13 protein-coding genes are annotated in these 18,884 nt (G+C 71.9%); 7 read left to right on the top strand and 6 right to left on the bottom strand.

From position 1 onward, the window contains the following. Positions 1-26: 26 nt before the first annotated feature. Both OG309_RS00545 and OG309_RS00550 read right to left on the bottom strand, forming a co-directional pair. Positions 27-2,003, bottom strand: coding sequence for an RICIN domain-containing protein (locus OG309_RS00545; RefSeq protein ID WP_329417244.1), 1,977 nt, complete (start codon positions 2,001-2,003; stop codon positions 27-29). 918 nt (positions 2,004-2,921) lie between these two features. Beyond that, positions 2,922-3,176, bottom strand: a complete 255-nt coding sequence (locus tag OG309_RS00550) for a zinc finger domain-containing protein (RefSeq protein ID WP_329417246.1) — start codon at positions 3,174-3,176, stop codon at positions 2,922-2,924. A gap of 449 nt (positions 3,177-3,625) precedes the next feature. Between OG309_RS00550 and OG309_RS00555 the strand changes: the two genes are divergently transcribed. From OG309_RS00555 to OG309_RS00575, 5 genes are all read left to right on the top strand, one after another. Then, positions 3,626-5,137, top strand: coding sequence for an aldehyde dehydrogenase family protein (locus OG309_RS00555; protein WP_329417248.1), 1,512 nt, complete (start codon positions 3,626-3,628; stop codon positions 5,135-5,137). Beyond that, entirely contained in the window at positions 5,134-6,660 is a 1,527-nt protein-coding gene (locus tag OG309_RS00560; RefSeq protein ID WP_329417250.1) for a GMC family oxidoreductase, read from the top strand. Before OG309_RS00555 ends, OG309_RS00560 begins: the two co-directional genes overlap by 4 nt. Then, entirely contained in the window at positions 6,657-7,754 is a 1,098-nt protein-coding gene (locus tag OG309_RS00565) for a quaternary amine ABC transporter ATP-binding protein (RefSeq protein WP_329417252.1), read from the top strand. Before OG309_RS00560 ends, OG309_RS00565 begins: the two co-directional genes overlap by 4 nt. 214 nt (positions 7,755-7,968) lie before the next feature. Continuing rightward, positions 7,969-9,981, top strand: coding sequence for an ABC transporter permease subunit (locus OG309_RS00570; RefSeq protein WP_329417254.1), 2,013 nt, complete (start codon positions 7,969-7,971; stop codon positions 9,979-9,981). A 1-nt stretch (position 9,982) separates the two neighbouring features. Continuing rightward, positions 9,983-10,942, top strand: a complete 960-nt coding sequence (locus OG309_RS00575; protein ID WP_329417256.1) for an ABC transporter substrate-binding protein — start codon at positions 9,983-9,985, stop codon at positions 10,940-10,942. Positions 10,943-11,153: 211 nt separating this feature from the next. On the opposite strand, the gene OG309_RS00580 is transcribed toward OG309_RS00575, so the two are convergent. Continuing rightward, positions 11,154-11,408 (bottom strand): LPXTG cell wall anchor domain-containing protein, encoded by a 255-nt coding sequence (locus OG309_RS00580; RefSeq protein WP_329417258.1) that lies wholly within the window; start codon positions 11,406-11,408, stop codon positions 11,154-11,156. Between OG309_RS00580 and OG309_RS00585 the strand changes: the two genes are divergently transcribed. Beyond that, positions 11,373-11,666, top strand: a complete 294-nt coding sequence (locus tag OG309_RS00585) for a hypothetical protein (RefSeq protein ID WP_329417260.1) — start codon at positions 11,373-11,375, stop codon at positions 11,664-11,666. The two genes, OG309_RS00580 and OG309_RS00585, sit on opposite strands and share 36 nt — an antisense overlap. Positions 11,667-11,972: 306 nt before the next feature. Here the strand turns inward: OG309_RS00585 and OG309_RS00590 are convergent, their stop codons facing one another. The 3 genes from OG309_RS00590 to OG309_RS00600 form a co-directional block, all read right to left on the bottom strand. Beyond that, positions 11,973-13,574 carry an alpha/beta fold hydrolase gene (locus tag OG309_RS00590; RefSeq protein WP_329417263.1) on the bottom strand — a complete coding sequence of 534 codons (1,602 nt, stop codon included), beginning with the start codon at positions 13,572-13,574 and terminating at the stop codon, positions 11,973-11,975. Beyond that, positions 13,571-14,935, bottom strand: a complete 1,365-nt coding sequence (locus OG309_RS00595; RefSeq protein WP_329417266.1) for an alpha/beta fold hydrolase — start codon at positions 14,933-14,935, stop codon at positions 13,571-13,573. Before OG309_RS00595 ends, OG309_RS00590 begins: the two co-directional genes overlap by 4 nt. A 954-nt stretch (positions 14,936-15,889) precedes the next feature. Then, positions 15,890-17,230, bottom strand: coding sequence for a helix-turn-helix domain-containing protein (locus tag OG309_RS00600; RefSeq protein WP_329417268.1), 1,341 nt, complete (start codon positions 17,228-17,230; stop codon positions 15,890-15,892). A gap of 162 nt (positions 17,231-17,392) precedes the next feature. On the opposite strand from OG309_RS00600, the gene OG309_RS00605 reads away from it, so the two are divergent. Beyond that, complete coding sequence (locus tag OG309_RS00605; protein WP_329417270.1) at positions 17,393-18,718, top strand: M64 family metallopeptidase; 1,326 nt, start codon at positions 17,393-17,395, stop codon at positions 18,716-18,718. Positions 18,719-18,884 lie beyond the last annotated feature (166 nt).

Consider the following 18,884-nt stretch of genomic DNA (forward strand, 5'->3'; position numbering starts at 1 on the left):
GGTCGCCGCCGGGGTTCAGATCGAGGTCAGGAGAGCTTCTGGACCGTCCAGGACTGGGTCGCACCGCCGTCGGTGCGCTGCATGTCGAGCAGCCAGCTCCCGTAATACGCGCGGCTGCTCACCGCCAAGGCGTATGCGCCGCTCGGGTCGGTCACGGTGATCGCTCCCTTGCTGCTGGACAGCCGCCACCTCTGCGTGGCGACGTTGCCGCACGTCTGCTGCGCGATCCACATGCCCTGGGCCGGGGCTCCGCCCGTCTGCAGGCACTTGCCGGAGACGGCGGAGCGGATGCGGACGAGTCCGCCGCCGGCGTCGTCGAACAGCCACTGCTGCTGGGCGTAGCCGGTGGCCCGTGCCCCGACGAGCACCGTGCCGTCGGCGGAGCGCCCGCCCCAGATCTCCGCGGCCATGCCGGTACCCGCGTTGCCGAGGGTGTAGCGGGTGCCGGGGGTGGTGGCGCCACCGCCCGCTTCGGCCGTCCGGAAGGTGGTCGTCGGTCCAGCCCCGCTGTCACGGTCGGAACGGTCACGGACCGAGACGGCGACCTTGTACGCGGTGCCGGGCTGGAGGTTGTAGATGCGCAGCGCCTGTGACTGCACCCAGGTGAGGTGCCTGCCGTTCAGCAGGACCTGGTACCAGGCGGCGCCGTCGACCCGGGGCCAGCTCACGACGGCGGCCGTCGACTGGATCTGGCCAACCGTCACTGCGGGGCCGCCGGTGGGCTGCCTGGTGGGTGTCGGCGTCGGGCTCGGCGTGGGCGTCGGGCTGGGGTTCGGGTCGGGTCCGGTGCCACCCCCGGACCGCATCAGGAACTGGTTGTCGGCGATGTTCCAGTGCGTGGCCAGGTAGCTTCCGGGGCTGGGGTTGGTGTGGAAGTAGTCGTCGTGATGGCAGTCCAGGATGTTCTCGGCCGCCTGGTTGGAGCACACGTACCGCATCTGGGGGTAGTACGGGGTGTCCGAGTAGCACATGACGTCGTACTCGTCCGTGCAGTGCGCGCCGCGGCTGGTGTTGGGCGCACTGTTGTTGACCGCGCCGAGGTTGTGCCCCAGTTCGTGCGCCGCGGTGTGACCGCCCCAGCAGCCGGCGTCGGTACGTCCGTAGGAGGGGCCGAAGTTGCTCTGGTTGTTCTGGCCCGGCCGTTCGTCACCGGCGAAGGTGCCGATGCCGCAGTAGACCTTGGTGTCCGCGAAGATCATGTACTTGCGGTCGCGACGGTTGAGGCCCTTGTCGGCGAGCGCCCGGTTGGTGGCGCTGAACTCGGCGAGCGCGGAGTCCGGGAGCTCGATGTCGAGCACGGTCGGCGTGCAGTCGGCCGCGGTCACATAGCGGATGTGCCGCACACCGCCGGTCTCCTTGGCGCTCGTCGCGTAGATGAGGTCGGCGTCGGCCGCCCACTTGCGGAACGAGGCGACGTACTCGGCGTACCGGTCACGGTCGGGGCCGTGCAGATACACGACCTGTACGCGGTTGCCGGTACTGCCGTCACCGTCGCACTGGACGGTCTGGCCCGCGGGGCCTGCTGCGACGGCTTGGCTTCCGGACGTCGCGGCCGGCTCAGGTGCCGCGGCGGCAGCGGCCTTGGCGCCGGAGGCGTCGGCGGCGGGCGCGTCCTGCGGCCGTCCGGCTGCGGGCGCCTTGGCTCTCACCACAGGTGCCACGTCCGCCTTGATGTCCACGCCCTTGGGCGGAGCGTCGGGGCCGTGGGTGCACAGTCCGGCTTCGGTGCGGTAGACGCCCGTGCAACGGTCGCCCTTGGCGGCCGCCTTGAGCCCGTCGTACACCATCCCCCGCCGGGTGTCGTTGGCGGGCTTCCCGACGATGGGCTTCGGCTCCTCGTCCCTGGCCGGCACGGCGGCCGGCGCGAGGGGGGCCGTGGCTGATCCGGCCTGCGCGGGTATGCCCGCTGCCGGCGTCCCCGCTTGGGCATCGCCCCCTATGCCGGCGTAGGCGACTCCTGCCGCGATCACCGCCGCCGACGCCACGGCGACGGTGGCGAACATCAACCCCCTGGGCTTGCGTCTGTGTTCAGGCTTCCTGCGATGTCTGGTCATGCGCACCTCAAATCCTTGGTCGGAGGAGTGGGTGGCGGAAGCCTGCCAGACGCACACGGTGGAGAATTCGGGCAAACAGGAATGGCCGTCGAGATATCAGACCGTTACCTCCCCGATTGATCTGATGAACACTCAACTCTCTTAAGATTTCGGCTAGTTGGGGAAGCTCGCGCGAAAGGTCTAGGCTTTTCGGGAGATCTCGTTATCGAATCGAGATATACAGACCGAACCTATTGACGGTAATTCAGTATGGGATTCACCTAATTACTACTTCGCGAATTCCCTTAGTCACCAGCCGTGAGGGTCTCGGCTTCCGTCGAGCAGGCCGGCCGCCCCGCCACCGGTGCGCACTCAACCGCGCGGCCGTCAGGGGCACTTTGCCGACGGATCCCCGTCCCCCTGCGCTACCTGAATGCACTCGGACTACAGGCACCCCTGCTCGTCGCAGGGCGCGTGCTTCACGGGGTACGAGCGCTGCACCATCGGTCAGCTGTGCATCTTCAAGAGGCCGAACGCCTGTGACGGATGCGCGGCACCGCGCACGAAGGGCCTCGGGCCCCGTCACGGCGTCTCCCAGTCAAGGTCGTAGAGGGTGTTCTCCACGATGTCGAGCCTGAGGCCGTCACGGGAGCGGGCCAGATCGGTGGACCTCTCGCCATTGGCTTGGGCCTGCATACCCCTACGCAACGACGTCCCGGGCGCCTACAGGGGCTGCCTACGGGGCGTCGTCCGGTCGGATCTGTTCCTCGCGACCGATTCCCGGCCGGTCACGCTTGGCTCGGTGACCACCGGCGGTGGTCCGGCTCTCGCCTTGCCGGGGTCTCCGACCCACCGGTCAGGGCCCCATCGTCACCGTGCCGCGCGATGTCAGCGGGCGGCCGCGACGAGCAGCGGGACGAGCGTGCGGCCCTCCAGGGCCTGTCGGTATGCCCCGCGCCGCTCGGCGTGCACGCTGCGGCGGGCCAGGCACAGCGTCCCGGCCGGCACTCCGCACGTCGGGCAGGGAACACCGAACGCGCCGTGCCCGTACAGGCGCTGCGTCTCGTACGCGGCGTCCAGGACCGCGTCGGCGATCCGGTCGCCGAAGGACGGTGCGCGGCGCGGCGTGAGGGTCGTGCTCATGGCGGGTCCATCTCCTGAGTTCGGCGGAGGTCGGCATCGTCAGGCCGTCCCGGGACTCCGACCCCGCCGCCGTTCACCCGTCGGCACGGAGGGGAGCCCTGGTTCACGACTCGACTGCGATGAGCCCTGTTCTACGGGATGGGTCTGACAGTGAGGGGCGGAGCCGATTCCGGGGGCCCTGACTCCGGCCTGGCAGCCGGTTCCGGGGGCCCTGGTCGCGGGACTGGCTGCCGCCCTGCCACGCTCCTCGACGGTCAGGTGCGGCGTTGCACGCCCGGCCGTCGAGCCTCGCTCACTCGAATCCCCCCGATGCCGCTTTTGTCCCTTCTCGTCAGTGATGCAGGTCACTCTCCGTAGGGCGTTGCGCATGGATCGCAGAGGTCAGGGCAGGTGGCCGGATCGCCGGACACCCGGCAGGGGGACTAGGAAAACGGAAGGCCAGACGCGACGTGACGGCAGCACAACAGACCATCCATGTGGGCGGAGAGTGGCGCGCAGCCCTGTCCGGAGCCACGCGCGAGATCATCGACCCCGCCGACGCGACCGCCTTCGCGCTCGTGGCCGAGGGCGGTGTCCAGGACACGGACGACGCCGTGGCCGCGGCGCGGGCCGCGTTCGACGCCGGTTCCTGGCCCCGTACGCCGGTCGCCGAGCGCGCCGCCCTCCTCAGGCGGGTCGCCGACCTGCTGAAGCGCGACCGCGAGCTGATCGGCGCTCTGGAGAGCCAGGACGCGGGCAAGACGCTGGAGGAGGGCCGCGTCGACGTCGACTGCGTCCGCGACGCCTTCCTCTACTTCGCCGACCTCGTCGCGAACGAGGACGGTGGCGGGCGGGTCGTCGATGCCGGATCGGACGAGATCCGCAGCGTCGTCGTGCACGAGCCCGTCGGGGTCTGCGCCCTGATCACGCCGTGGAACTACCCGTTGCTCCAGGCCAGCTGGAAGATCGCGCCCGCCCTCGCCGCCGGCAACACCTTCGTGATCAAGCCCAGCGAGATCACCCCGCTGAGCACCGTCGTCCTGGTCGAACTGCTCCTGGAGGCCGGACTGCCACTCGGCGCGGCCAACGTCGTGACCGGCCCCGGCGACACCGTCGGCGCGCGGCTCGCCGAGCACCCCGACGTCGACCTCGTCTCGTTCACGGGCGGTCTCGTCAGCGGGACGAAGGTCGCCAGGGCGGCTGCCGACAGCGTGAAGAAGGTCGCCCTCGAACTGGGCGGCAAGAATCCCAACGTCGTCTTCGCCGACGCCTGTGCGACGCCCGAGGGGTTCGACACCGCCGTCGACCAGGCCCTCAACGCCGCGTTCATCCACAGCGGCCAGGTCTGCTCCGCCGGCTCCCGTCTCATCGTCGAGGCCTCGCTGCGGGAGCGCTTCGTCGCCGAACTCTCGCGGCGTGCGGCCCACATCAGGCTCGGGCGCGGTACCGACGAGGGCGTGGAGTGCGGTCCGCTGGTCTCCGCCGCGCAGCTGGCGAGGACCGAGGAGTACGTCGCCTCGGCCCTCGGCGAGGGCGCGGTGCTGCGGGCGGGCGGCGAGCGACCGGCCGGGGCGGGCTACTTCTACCGGCCCACGGTCCTCGACCGCTGCCACCGCCGCATGCGGGTCGTCCGCGAGGAGGTCTTCGGGCCCGTCCTCACCGTGGAGACCTTCGAGACGGAGGACGAGGCCGTCGCCCTCGCCAACGACACCGAATTCGGCCTCGCCGGAGCGGTGTGGACCGCCGACGAGGACCGCGCCCAGCGCGTCGCGGCCCGGCTGCGCCACGGCACCGTCTGGATCAACGACTTCCACCCGTACCTGCCGCAGGCGGAATGGGGCGGCTTCGGGAAGTCCGGCATCGGCCGGGAACTGGGCCCCAGCGGTCTCGCCGAGTACCGCGAGACCAAGCACATCTACCGGAACCTCGCTCCGCGCCCCGTGCGCTGGTTCGCGGGCGAGACGCAGAAGGACCAGGCATGAACGACCAGCACCTGTACGACTACGTCGTCGTCGGCGGCGGCACCGCGGGTTCGGTGATCGCCTCCCGGCTGACCGAGGACCCGAACGTCACCGTCGCCGTCATCGAGGGCGGCCCCAGCGACGTCGGCCGCGACGACGTCCTCACCCTGCGCCGCTGGATGGGCCTGCTCGGGGGCGAGCTGGACTACGACTACCCCACCACGGAGCAGCCCCGGGGCAACTCGTACATCCGGCACAGCCGGGCCCGGGTGCTGGGCGGCTGCTCCTCGCACAACACCCTCATCGCGTTCAAGCCCCTTCCCTCCGACTGGGACGAGTGGGCCGAGGCCGGTGCCGAGGGCTGGGACGCCGCCGCCATGGACCCCTACTTCGCCCGGCTGCGCAACAACGTCGTTCCCGTCGACGAGGCCGACCGGAACGCGATCGCGCGGGACTTCGTCGACGCGGCTCAGACCGCGCTCGGGGTGCCCCGCGTCGAGGGCTTCAACCGCGAGCCGTTCCACGAGGGCGTCGGCTTCTTCGACCTCGCCTACCACCCGGAGAACAACAAGCGGTCGTCCGCCTCCGTCGCCTATCTCCACCCGTTCCTGGACCGGCCGAACCTGCACATCGCCCTGGAGACCTGGGCGTTCCGGCTGGAGTTCGAGGGCACCCGGGCGACCGGCGTGCACATCCGCGCGAAGGACGGCACGGAACACGTCGTGCGCGCTCGGCGCGAGATCCTGGTGTGCGCGGGCGCCGTGGACACCCCGCGCCTGCTGCTGCACTCCGGCGTCGGGCCGCGCGCCGATCTCGAGAAGCTCGGCATACCCGTCGTGCACGACCTGCCGGGCGTCGGAGAGAACCTGCTCGACCACCCCGAGTCGGTCATCGTGTGGGAGACCCACGGCCCGATCCCGGAGAACTCCGCGATGGACTCCGACGCCGGTCTCTTCGTCCGCCGGGACCCGGAGTCCGAGGGACCGGACCTGATGTTCCACTTCTACCAGATCCCCTTCACCGACAACCCCGAGCGACTGGGCTACGAACGGCCCGCGCACGGCGTGTCGATGACACCGAACATCCCCAAGCCGCGCAGCCGCGGCCGGTTGTACCTGACGAGCGACGACCCCGAGGTCAAGCCCGCTCTGGACTTCCGGTACTTCACCGACGAGGACGACTACGACGGCCGGACCCTCGTCGACGGGATCCGCATCGCCCGGCAGATCGCGGCGAGCGAACCCCTGGCCGGCTGGCTGAAGCGCGAGGTGTGCCCGGGGCCGGAGATCACCTCGGACGAGGAGCTCAGCGCCTACGCCCGGCACGTCGCACACACCGTCTACCACCCGGCCGGCACCTGCCGGATGGGTGCCGTCGACGACGAACTCGCCGTCGTCGCACCCGACCTGAGGATCCGGGGCCTCGACGGCATCCGGATCGCCGACGCGTCCGTCTTCCCGACCATGACCGCCGTCAACCCCATGATCGGCGTGCTCATGGTCGGCGAGAAATGCGCCGACCTGCTGGGAGGTACGACCCGATGAGCATTCCGTACGCCCCGACCCGCACCACCACGCCGTCCCCGACCGCCGCGAGGTCCGTCTTCTCCGTACGCGGTCTGTGGAAGGTCTTCGGGCCCAAGGCCGAGCGTGTGCCCGACGACCAGGCGCTCGCGCGGCTCGGCGCGGCCGAGCTGCGCGAGCGCACCGGCTGCACCGCCGCTGTCCGCGACGTCTCCTTCGACGTCGCGAAAGGCGAGGTCTTCGTCGTCATGGGCCTGTCGGGCTCGGGCAAGTCGACGCTCGTACGCTGCCTGACCAGGCTGATCGAGCCGACCTCGGGCTCGGTCTCCATCGACGGCGAGGACGTCCTGTCCATGGACCCCGGCCGGCTCCGCGAACTGCGCCGGCACCGGGCCGCGATGGTCTTCCAGCACTTCGGTCTGCTGCCGCACCGCACCGTGCTCGACAACGTGGCGTACGGCCTGGAGATCCAGGGCGTGGGTCGCGGTGAACGGCGTGAGCGGGCGGCGGAATTCGTCGCCAAGGTCGGCCTCGCAGGCATGGAGCAGCGCAGACCGGGTCAGTTGTCCGGCGGTCAGCAGCAGCGGGTCGGTCTGGCCCGCGCTCTCGCCGTGGACCCCGAAGTACTGCTGTTCGACGAGCCGTTCAGCGCGCTGGACCCGCTCATCCGCCGGGACATGCAGGAGGAGGTCGTGCGCCTGCACCGGGAGGAGGGGCGCACGATGGTCTTCATCACGCACGACCTGAGCGAGGCGCTGAAGCTCGGCGACCGCATCGCGCTGATGCGCGACGGCCGGATCGTGCAGCTCGGTACGCCGGAGGAGATCGTGGGCTCCCCCGCCGACGACTACGTCCGGGACTTCGTCCGTGACGTGCCGCGCGAGCAGGTGCTGACCGTGCGCTCGGCGATGCGCCCCGCGCTCGCGGAGGAACACGAGGCCGGCCCGGCGCTCGCCCCCGACGCCACCGTCCAGGAGGCCATCGAAGCCGTCGCCCGGACGGGCGAGAACGCCCGGGTGGTCGAGGGCGGCCGGTGCCTCGGTGTGGTGGACCACGCGGGACTCCTGGGTGTCGTCGCCGGCGTACCGGCCGCGGCGGGGAAGGCGGTGGCCTGATGCACTCCCCTACGACCTTGTCGCCGCCGGGCGGCACGACCGGTGCCGGTGCCCGGGGAGAGCGCCGCTGCACCGGAAGCCCCCGCCCGTCCTTCGGCGCCCCCGGTTCCGCTCTTGACGCCGGACGCGCCGGCGTCGCTCCGGCCGGCGGGGACTCCGGCCGCCGCGCCATGCGGCCCGCGGGCCGTACGCGCGGCCCAGGGCGGTGGGTGCGATGACCGTGACCGTCACCCCCGCCCCTTCCGGCCGGACGGCCACCGGCACTGCCGGCGTCGACGACGCCGACGGCGCCGCGACCCATGACGCCCGGCCCGGAGCGCTGCGCGCGCTCGCGCGGCACCGCGGCCGCCTGATCGGCGCCGGCACGGCCCTCGGCCTGCTTCTCGGCGCCGTACTCCTGGGCGGCGGCAGCTGGCCGGGAGCGCTGGCCGTCGACGTGTCCGCCCCGCTCGGGCGCGGCAGCGACTGGATCATCGACAACCGCGACAGCCACCCGCTGTTCCTCTACTTCCTCGGTCACGTGAGCAACCTGGTGGTCGTGTCCGTCCGCGCGGTGTACCTGGTGCTGCTGGCCGCCGGCTGGGCCGGCGTCGTCACGGCCGCCGGCCTGGTGGCCTGGCGTGTCGCCGGTGTCCGGCTCGCGCTGGCCTCCGTCGTCGCCCTCGCCGGGTGTGGACTGCTCGGCATGTGGGTGCCCACCATGCAGACGCTCGCGCTGATGGTGGTCGCCGTCGCCGCGTCGGTGCTGCTGGGTGGTCTCCTCGGGCTCGCCGCCGGCCTGTCGGACCGGATGCACCGGATGCTGCGACCGGTCCTCGACACGATGCAGGTGCTGCCGGCCTTCGCGTACCTGCTTCCGGTCGTGCTGGTCTTCGGCATCGGCGTGCCCGCGGCCGTCCTCGCGACCGTCGTCTACGCCGCCCCGCCCATGGCCCGGCTCACGGCGCTGGGCCTGCGCGGCGCGGACGCCGGGGTCATGGAGGCGGCCGCGTCCCTGGGCGCCACCGCGAGGCAGCGGCTGCTGACCGCTCGGCTGCCCCTGGCCCGCAAGGAGCTGCTGCTCGGCGTCAACCAGTCGATCATGATGGCCCTCGGCATGGCCGTGATCGCGTCCGTCATCGGTGCGGGCGGCCTCGGTGACCGCGTGTACCAGGCGCTGGCCTCGGTCGACGTCGGTGCCGCGCTCGCCGCCGGTGTGCCGGTGGTGCTGCTCGCCGTCGTCCTGGACCGCGTCACCGCCGCGGCGGGAGCACGGATCGGCGCGCCGCCGGTCCCCCGCGCGCGGCTCGGCTGGGCCGTCGCCGTCGTGGTGACCGCCGCCGTCGCGCTCGCGGGGCGCCTGTCCGGCCGGCTCTCCTGGCCCACGGAGTGGACCGTGGACGTCGCCGAGACCGTCAACCGGGTCGTGGACTGGATGACCGCCCACCTCTACTCCGGTGTGCCCCTCGTCGGGGGGACCGCCGACTGGGCGGGGCGGTTCACCGTCTGGGTCCTCAACCCGCTGCGCGACGGGCTGCAGTGGCTGCCCTGGTGGGCGGTCCTCATCGGCGTCGGCGCGCTCGCCCTGCTCATCGGTACCTGGCGCACCGCGGCGACCGCCGTCCTCGCGATGGGCGTGATCGGTGTGCTCGGGGTCTGGACCCCGGCGCTCGACACGCTGTCCCAGGTCCTGGCCGCCGTCGCCGTGACCCTGGTGCTCGGCGTCGCCCTCGGGGCCGCCGCGGCCCGCAGCAGCCGGTTGGGGCGCGTGCTCCGTCCGGTGCTGGACGTCTTCCAGACGCTCCCGCAGTTCGTGTACCTGATCCCCGTGGTCGCCCTGTTCGGGGTGGGCCGCGCCCCGGCGGTCGCGGCGGCGGTGGTCTACGCGCTGCCCGCGGTGGTACGGATCACGGCGCAGGGCGTGCGCGCCGTGGACCCGGCGGCGCTGGAGTCCGCCCGGTCGCTCGGAGCGACCGGCCGCCAGCAGCTTCTCCAGGTCCAGCTGCCGCTGGCCCGGCCGGCGCTGCTGCTCGCCGTGAACCAGGGCGTCGTGCTCGTCCTCGCCGTGGTCGTCATCGGCGGCCTCGTGGGCGGCGGCGCGCTCGGCTACGACGCGGTCTTCGGCCTCGCCCGGGGCGACCTGGCGACCGGTCTGGTCGCCGGTGCCGCGATCGTCTGCCTCGGCCTGGCGCTGGACCGGGTGACCCAGCCCACGGAACGCCGTGAGCTCGCCGGAAAGGGGGCCTGACATGGCTCGCACACGTTACGCCGCTCTCGCGGCCGCCGTCGCCCTGACGGCACTCACCGGTTGCGGTGCCGCCGACATGACCCGCCAGGCCTCCCCGTACGCCGCTGCCGAAGGCTCCCGGACGGTGACGCTGTCCGTGCAGTCGTGGGTGGGCGCGCAGGCCAACGTCGCCGTCGCCCAGTACCTGCTGGAGCACGAGCTCGGCTACCGGGTCGACACCGTCCAGATCGACGAAGTGCCGGCCTGGGACGCACTCAGTCAGGGCCGGGTCGACGCCATCCTGGAGGACTGGGGCCACCCGGACCAGGAGAAGCGGTACATCGACGACAAGGGGACGATCGAACGGGGCGGCGATCTCGGGGTGACCGGTCACATCGGCTGGTTCGTGCCCACGTACTTCGCCGAGCAGCACCCGGACGTCACCGACTGGAAGAACCTGAACAAGTACGCCGAGGCGTTCCGCACCGCGGAAAGCGGCGGCAAGGGCCAGCTGATGGACGGCTCCCCGTCCTACGTCACCAACGACAAGGCGCTCGTGGACAGCCTCGGCCTCGACTACCAGGTCGTGTTCGCGGGCTCGGAAGCGGCGCAGATCACGCAGATCAAGCAGTTCGCCAAGGAGCAGAAGCCGTTCCTGACCTACTGGTACAAGCCCCAGTGGCTGTTCGAGAAGGTCCCGATGACGGAGGTGAAGCTGCCGGCCTACAAGGAGGGCTGCGACGCCGACCCGGAGAAGGTGGCCTGCGCGTACCCGCACACGCCGCTCCAGAAGTTCTTCAACGCACGCTTCGCCGAGGGCGGGGGCGACGCCGCCGCCTTCCTGAAGAGGTTCCGGTGGACGACCGACATGCAGAACGACGTCGCCTTGATGATCGCCGAGCAGAAGCTGTCGCCGCAGGAGGCGGCCGGCCGATGGGTGAAGGACCACGAGTCCACCTGGCGGGCGTGGCTCCCGTCCTGACGCGCACGGGGAGACCGGCCGCCCACGCCGGTGTCCCCCGGACGTGCGACGCGCACGTGTCGTACCGACGGTGATCGAATCGAGGCGGCGGGACCGGATGAGGCCATAGACGGTCGAGCGACCCGGTCCGACTGCGGCAGCACACAGGGGAAGGGCCCCGCCCCGGGGCGAACCGGGGTGGGGCCCTTCCTGTTCGTGCTGCCCGTTCGGGCTACTGGTGGACGGTGCGGCGACGCCGCATCCACCACACCAGGGCCGCGCCGGTGGCGGCGATCGCCACGGCGATGCCGGAGATCAGGCCGACCGGGGTGTCCGATCCGGTGTCGGCGAGGCCGCCGTCCGGGTCCGGCCTGTTCGCCGGAGGCGTCGCGCCCCCACTGCCGCCCGTGTCACCGTTGCCGGGCGCCGCTCCCTCTTCCTCCAGGGTGCCGTGTGGTACATCGGCGAGACCCTGCGCCGACGGCACGAGGGCTGGGCGTGGAAGTTCGAACCGGACGTCACCTTCGGCCTGCTCCCGACGTTCTATCCGACGGTCCCGGACCCCGCGTACCTGGACACCCCCTGCGTCGGCGCACCCGATGCCGAGCCCGGCGAACACTGGTACCCCCTGAACACGCTGCGCCGGCTCCTCGCCACCGAGGACGAGTTCGACAACCCGATCGACGAACGACTCGTCGGCATGGTCGAAGGCTGGTACGACGAGGACGATGAGGACAACGAGTAACTGACGTGCGCAGTACGGGCGTCAGGTCGTGTCTGATCGACCGATCCCCTGGCAGGTCGTAGTGAGCTGACGGATGCGGCGTGGCTCGGCTCCCCCGCGCCCTCCCCTCCCGAACCAGCACCTCGCGTTCGGCGACGGACATCGCGGCCGTTCTCTACACCCGCGGCACCACGGGCAGGCCCAAGGGCGCCCGGGACGCCCACCGCGCCCAGGAATCGACCGTCGCGGTCCACAGTCGTCACAGAGCCCGGCCCGCTCCCTCGGGTCGAGGGAGCGGGCCGGGCCGGTGCCGGAACGGGTCGCCTTCTACGGTGCGATCTCGAACGTGGGCGGCTTGAGGCCCGCGAGACAGCTGGTGTCCGGCGCGGTCGGGCTGTCGAAGAACGAGACCGTCATGGTCTGCGCGCACTTCGAGTCGGCGAAGACCACGTGGGCGACGTAGGGCACCGTGACGACGGTGGACCGGCTCAGCGTGCGGCCGACGTACGCCCCGTTGCTCGCCGCGGTCTGGGCGTCGAAGCCACCGGACAGGACGAAGGTCGGGATGTCGCTGACCGTTCTGTCCCGGATCGAGGGGTCCGCCGGGGGGACGTCCCAGGCGCGGCAGTCCTGGTGGAGCCAGGCGAGCTGCGGGGCGTTGGCGAGGAGCGAACGCGGGAACGACGGGAACGCGCGCCGGCCTCCCCGGATCACGTCCTCCTCGCTCTCGTACGGCGTCCACTGCCTGCAGAAGACGCCGTAGACGAGACCGTGGGACGTCCTCCCCAGGGCCTGCGGGCTGTACTTGCCGCCCGCCAGCTGCTCGGCGATCCGCTGCGGGTTGCCGTGCGCCAGTTCGTCGATGGAGCGGGGCACGCCCTCCGCCAGGTGGGAGGCGGAGGTCAGCCAGTTCACCAGGGTTCCACCGTCGACCACGACCTTCACCGGCGCCGACTGGCCGGGCACCGCGACGGTGGTGGAGGCCGGCCGGGCTTCGAGGTCGACGACGAGCCGCTCGAAGGTGGCCTTCAGGTTCGGATAGCGGGTGTTGCAGGCGGGCTGGTTCGCGCAGGCCTTGAAGATGCCGTCGAATCCCTCTCGTGCGGCCTTCCAGGTCACGGCACCGCCGGCCAGGGACGGCGGCAGGATGCCGTCGATGCCGACCGACCGGATGCCCTCCGGGTGCAGGCGCATGTACTGGAGCGCCAGGTCGGTGCCGTAGGAGATGCCGAACACGTTCCACTGCCGGATGCCGAGCGCCTTGCGCAGGTCCGCGTAGTCGGCGGCGCTCTCCGTGTCGTCGTAGGCGCTGAGGTCGGCCCCCCGATCCACCAGCCGGTCGCGGCATTCCCGCGTCGCCCGGACGTGGAGGCGGCCGGTGGACGAGGCGTTGGAGACGAGGCCGAGGGCACGCGCGTTGAACTGGTCGATGTTGAGGCAGGTGAGCTCCGGGTCGGCCGAGTAGGTGCCCCGCTGGGACATGAAGATCAGGTCCCGGTCGCGGTTCAGGCCGCCGTTGAGCGCCATCGGGATCTCCGACACCGCGTCGTCGCCGGGTCCGCCGGCGAGCCACACGATCGGGTCGCCCGCCGGCTTTCGCGTGGCCGCCGGGATGATCGCCACGGCGAGGGTGATCCTGCGCCCCCAGCCCTTGTCGTGCCGGTCACGCTTCTCGGGGACCGTGAGCGTCCCGCACTGGGCGTCCTTCAGGGCGGGGATCGGGTCCGCCGTCCTCGGGCAGGGCCCCGGTACGTAGTGGGCGTGCCCCGCCGTCCGGGCGACTGTGCCGAGGTGCGCTCCGCCGCCGGACTCGGCCTGGGCGGGCATCGCGGCGAGGCCGACCACGAGGACACCGGCTGTGGCTCCGGCCAGCGTGGCCGCGAGCCGGCGCGAGGCAGGCCCGTGGCGCGGTGGGCAGGGGGATCTCATGTTCTCTCCGGGTCAGGGGCGATGGTGAACGGGGCCGGTGCGAGACCTGCCACGCAACGGCTGTCGGGTGCGGTCGGACGCGCGAGGAAGGAGGCCAGGACGGTCTGCGCGCAGGGCGACTGGGGGACCACGAAGTGGCCGATCCCGGGAATCCGCACGGCGGTCGAGCGGGGCAGCGTGCGGCCGGTGTACGGCCCCCACTTCGCCCCCGTCTTCGCGTCGAACGTTCCGGAGACGATCAGCGTCGGCACCTTGCTGAAGGTGGCCACCCGCTGGATCGCGGTGCGGTCCGGGACGTTCCAGGCGCGGCACAGGTCCTGCTCGAAGGGAAGCTGCGGTGCGTGGGCCAGGACCGTGTCCGGCCACCCCGGGAAGGCCCGGCGCCCCGCCTCCAAGAGGTCGGACTTCGTATAGCCCGGCACCCACTCGCTGCACGCCACCGAGTGCGTCAGGCCATGGGCGAACTCGGCGGTCGAGGGCGTCGCGCCGGCGGCTCGTGCCTTCGCCAGTCGCTCGGGGTTTCCGTGGGCGAGTTCGTCGAGAGCCGCCGGGACATCGGCGGCAGGCAGGGCGCCGCCGTCGGCGACCAGCAGGTTCACCAGCGCGCCCCCGTCGAGGACGACCTTCACGGGGCTTCCGCCCCCGGGCGGCTCGACCGTCAGCGTCAGTGGGTTCGCCTCAAGGCGCCGGACCTGTTCGGTCAGCGTGCGCGGGAGGTCGGGATAGCGGTTCTCGCAGCGGGGCTGGGCCTCGCACGCCGCGAAGATCGTGTTGATCCCCTCCTGTGCGCTGTCCCAGGTCCAGGGCAGGCTCACGATCTGTGGAGGGGCGACCGAGTCGATCGCGACCGAGCGGATCCCCTGGGGGTGCAGGCGCAGGTACGTGAGGGCCAGGTCGGTGCCGTAGGAGTAGCCGTAGACGTTCCATTTCCTGATGCCCAGGGCCTTGCGCAGATCGGCGAAGTCGGCGGCGTTCTCGGTGGTGTTGTAAGCGCTCAGACGGATTCCGTCGGCCGTCAGACGGTCCCGGCACTCCTTCGCCGCGCGCACCAGGAGCCGGCCGGTCGAGGGCGCGCCGTAGGGCAGCCCGACGGCCCGCACGTTGAATCGGTCGATCTCCGGGCACGCGAGGTACGGCTCCGAGTAGGGCCCGCCGCGCTGGGTCATGACGATCAGGTCGCGGTCCTGGTTCAGCTTGGAGGCGATCAGGAAGGGGATGGCGTCGATCGCGTCGCCCCCAGGACCCCCTTCCATGAACACCACCGGGTCCTTGGCCGGCTTCGCCGACGTGGCCGCGATGATGGCGACGGTGAGTTTGATGGTCCGGCCGCCGCGGTGGGCTCGGCTCTCCGGCACCTCCATGACCCCGCACCGCCCGTGGATGGGCTCGGGCGCGTCCGGGCAGGGGCCGGGCACGAACCGCGCGGGGGTGCCCCACGGGGGCCCGTCGAGCGCCGGCGAGAGGGCGCTGCTCGGTGTCGGAGCGGCGGCAGCCAGGAAAGCCAGGCCCGCTGCGGCAAGCGCCGCTCCGGTGCGTGCGTCCCGGGAGCGTAGCCGCCTGTCCCGGTGTTCCCCCCGTTTCCGGAGGAACCTGCCGTTCCCCCGAACGGACCGCGGCCGGCCCGTTCTGATGCCCTGTTCCGTCATGTGATCCCGTCTCTCCTGCGTGGTCGGGCTTCCCGGCCGTCGCGTCGGGGCGGTGCCGGCCGACTCCGCCCGCCGCCTCATGGTTCGGGCGGGCTCTGCCCGGCCCAGCCTGCGTTCGAGGCGGGAGGTCCGCCACCAGTGGGCTCCACTCGGAGCAGCCCGCCGGCAGGACGGGCGCTCGTCGGCGAACTGGCGTCGGCGGAGGGCTGAGGACCGTGGCTGAGGGAGGGGTGGAGGGAGGGGTGGAGGGAGGGGTGGAGGGAGGGGTGGAGGGAGGGGCAGCGGGTGAAGAGGCAGCCCCTGGTCGTCCGCCGTCGAGGGGACGGCGGACGGGATCGAGGGCTGCGCCACGGATCGGCGCGGCCGTTGCGCGAGCGCCTTCCGCGCGAGTCCTTACGGGCCGCCGCCTCCGAGGGCCCTCAGAGGTAGGAGGGCGGGAACCCAACCGGTCGTCCGGCCTCGACCTCGGCCGACCGGCATCCGTCCGACTCCCGGTACCAGGTCCGGACCTCGCCGGTCACCAGCCGGCTTCGCCACCGAGAAGGTGTTCCCGTCCTTCGCCCGTCCTCGTCCTTCGCCCGTTCCCGTCCAGTCCCGCACGCCATGGGTGTTGGCCCGCTCCCCCGGGTCCCGTCCGAGGGCGACGGCGCTCGGCGGTCGGCTGCTCGTTCAGCGCCGCGGGAACGCCGGTGCCGTGGGAGCCGGCCCCAGTGTCGTCGTGCCGGGGAGCGACCGGTGACCCAGCCCCGTACGGTAGGCGTCCAGGGCTGCTTCGGTACGGCCGCCGCGGCGCAGAAGGTCGCCCAGCAGGCGGCACAGATCGGCGAGGTCGCCGCTCGCGCCGCTGCGCTCCAGCAGCCCCAGGGCCGTGACGTAGTGCTCCTCGGCAGTCTCGCAGTCCCCCCGCTCCTCGGCGATCAGCCCGAGCAGCCGGTGCGCACCCCCGGCGTGCACCGCGCCGTGCCGGTCACCCAGCTCGAGAAACGCCGAGAGCAGATCCGACGCCTCGCCGTGCCGGCCGAGTCGCCGGAGGACATCCGCCAGCTCCACCTCCACCTGCGCGGTGAACAGCGCCGCACGTCTGACGTTCAGTATGTCCCGGGCAGCGCGCAACTCCGTTTCAGCTGCCGCCAGTTCTCCGCTCTGAGCCAAAACGTAGCCGCGCATCCAGTGGCAGTGCGCGAGGTCGGTGCGCAGGCTCAGCTGGTGGTAGATCGCCTGCGCCTTGGCCAGTGAGGCGTCCGCGTCAGCCGTGCGCCCCTCGGCGAGGAAGGTGCGGGCCACCTGCCGGTGCATGCCCGCCACCAGTGCCGGGTCGTCGACCTGTGGAGCCAGTGCCAGGGCGAGCTCGGCGGCGTGGGCGGCACGGGCGTGGGCGCCCATGTCCATGTACGGACCGATCACGGCGGCGTACAGGACGACCAGTGCCTCGGGGTCGGCCAGGCCGCTCGCTCCGAGCTCGTCGATGGTGGACTCGAGGAGGTAGCAGGCGTAACGCAGCTCGCCGGCCAGGAGGTGCGCGACGGCACGGCCCCGGATCGCGCGTGCGCGGCGCGGCAGCGGCTCCTCGGCGAGGAGCCGCTCGACGGCCTGGAAGTGGTGGCCCGCATCGACCAACTGACCGGTCTCCAGGGCACAGTCACCGAGCCCGAGCAGCGCCTCGGCCTGCTCGGGCACGAGGTCGAGGTGCTCCGCGTCGGTGAGCAGGCGCCGGTAGCGCACGGCGGCCTCCTCCGCCGTCCCGGTGGCCAGCTGCCGCCGCGCTTCGACGAGGGCGAGCCGCAGCTCCGTGGCGAGGTGCGCGGGCCTGCCGGTGGCCAGCTCCTCGTACGACGTGCCGAGCCGCTCCGCGAGGAAGCGCAGCGCGGTCTCCGAGGGCCTGACCCGGCCCGACTCCAGCGTCGACACGTACGCGGGGGTGTACGAGGGCTCGGCCAGCTGCCGCTGTGTCAGACCGCGTTGGGCGCGCAGTCGCTGCACTCGGCGGCCGATCGTGGCCGGATCGTCCATGAGGACCCCCTGGTTCGTGAACTGCCCAGTATCCAGAAGCAGTAGGCATTGCGCACGCCCTCGCCTTCCCCCTAGGTTAAGCGACTCGTTCAGTGTATTTACTCCTTCAGTTAACTCGCTTGGCAAGGGGCTGATCTCATGCGTTCAGTACGACGAGGGGCCATGGCGGTCGGAGTGGCCGTCGCCCTCACGGCCGTGCTCGCCGCCGCACCCGGCAGCGCCGCCGCAGACCCGTCGGCACCACGCACGGCCGGAGTCGAGGTCGAGGTCCCGGGTCCGGAAGACGGGACGTTCGCCGGCTCCGGCCACACGCACGTGCCGCCGGAGCGCCGGAACCGGACGGCCTCCCGCCTGACGTCGGCAGAGGTGGCCGCCGACGGCGAGGTGACCAAGACGGTCGACAACGGCCCCACCGCCGACCGGCTCGACATCGTCGTCGTCGGAGACGGCTACACCCTCGCCGAACTGCCCCGGTTCCACGCCGACGCCCAGAAGAAGTGGGCCGAGCTGACGGCCGTCGAGCCCTACACCACCTACCGCAACCTCTTCAACGTCTGGACCGTCGACGCCGTCTCGAACCAGTCAGGCGTCTCCGGCGACCCCTCACCCGACACCGTCCGCGACACGGCGCTCGGCTCGTACTTCTGGTGCGACGAGATCGAACGACTGCTCTGCGTCGACCAGGACAAGGTCGACGGATACGTCGCGAAGGCGCCGGAGGCCGACCTGGTCCTCGTCCTCGCCAACAGCACCAAGTACGGCGGCGCCGGCTACAACGAGCGCAGCGAGACCCTCGGCTACGAGGGCATATCGACGGCCTCGGCGGGCAACGAGAAGTCCGGCCAGGTCGCGATCCACGAGACCGGCCACTCCTTGGGCAAGCTCGCCGACGAGTACTTCTACGCCGACTACCCCGGCTACGAGCGGTACCTGGGCCCCGAGCCCGCCGACTCCAACGTCACCACCCTCACGGCCGACGACATGGCCGACCGGGGCACCAAGTGGCACCGCTGGCTCGGCGAGCAGTCTCCCGACGGCGGCATCGTCGGCGCGTACGAAGGCGGCGGGTACTACGTCACCGGGCTGCGGCGCCCCACCGAGGATTCCCTGATGCGCTCGCTCGGCAAGCCCTTCAACCTGCCCGGAGTGGAGGCGATGATCGCCGGCTTCTACCGCGAGGCGCGCATCGCCTCCCCCGTCACGGCCACCGGTCGCACCCTCCGCACGGGTGACACCGCCAAGGCCCTCGTACCCCGACTGGCGGGGGCGGACGGGCGTCAACTCACGATCCGCTGGTACCTCGACGGGCGGGAGATGAAGGCCCTCGCGGGCCGCAGCCACGTACGGGTGTCCGACCTGACCCTGCGTCTGCTCGACCTCCGGAAGCACACGTTGTCCCTCACGGCCGAGGACCGCACGCCTTCGGTTCGGGACCGCGGCATCGCCCGGACGATGAGGTCCACGGTCAGCTGGACGGTCCGGCTCTGACGGTCCGGCGGGCGTACGTCTTGGTTCACGGCCGCCTCGAAGGAAGCAGCCGAAGAACGCCTCCGGGCGCCGGTCGCGACCAGAGAGGCTCGCGACCGGCGCAAGCAGTCACGCCACCTGACGCGCACCGGGAGAGCCGGTACGGGCACCTGGGTGAGGACCTCGG

The sequence above is a fragment of the Streptomyces sp. NBC_01268 genome (assembly GCF_036240795.1).
GTDB lineage: Bacteria > Actinomycetota > Actinomycetes > Streptomycetales > Streptomycetaceae > Streptomyces.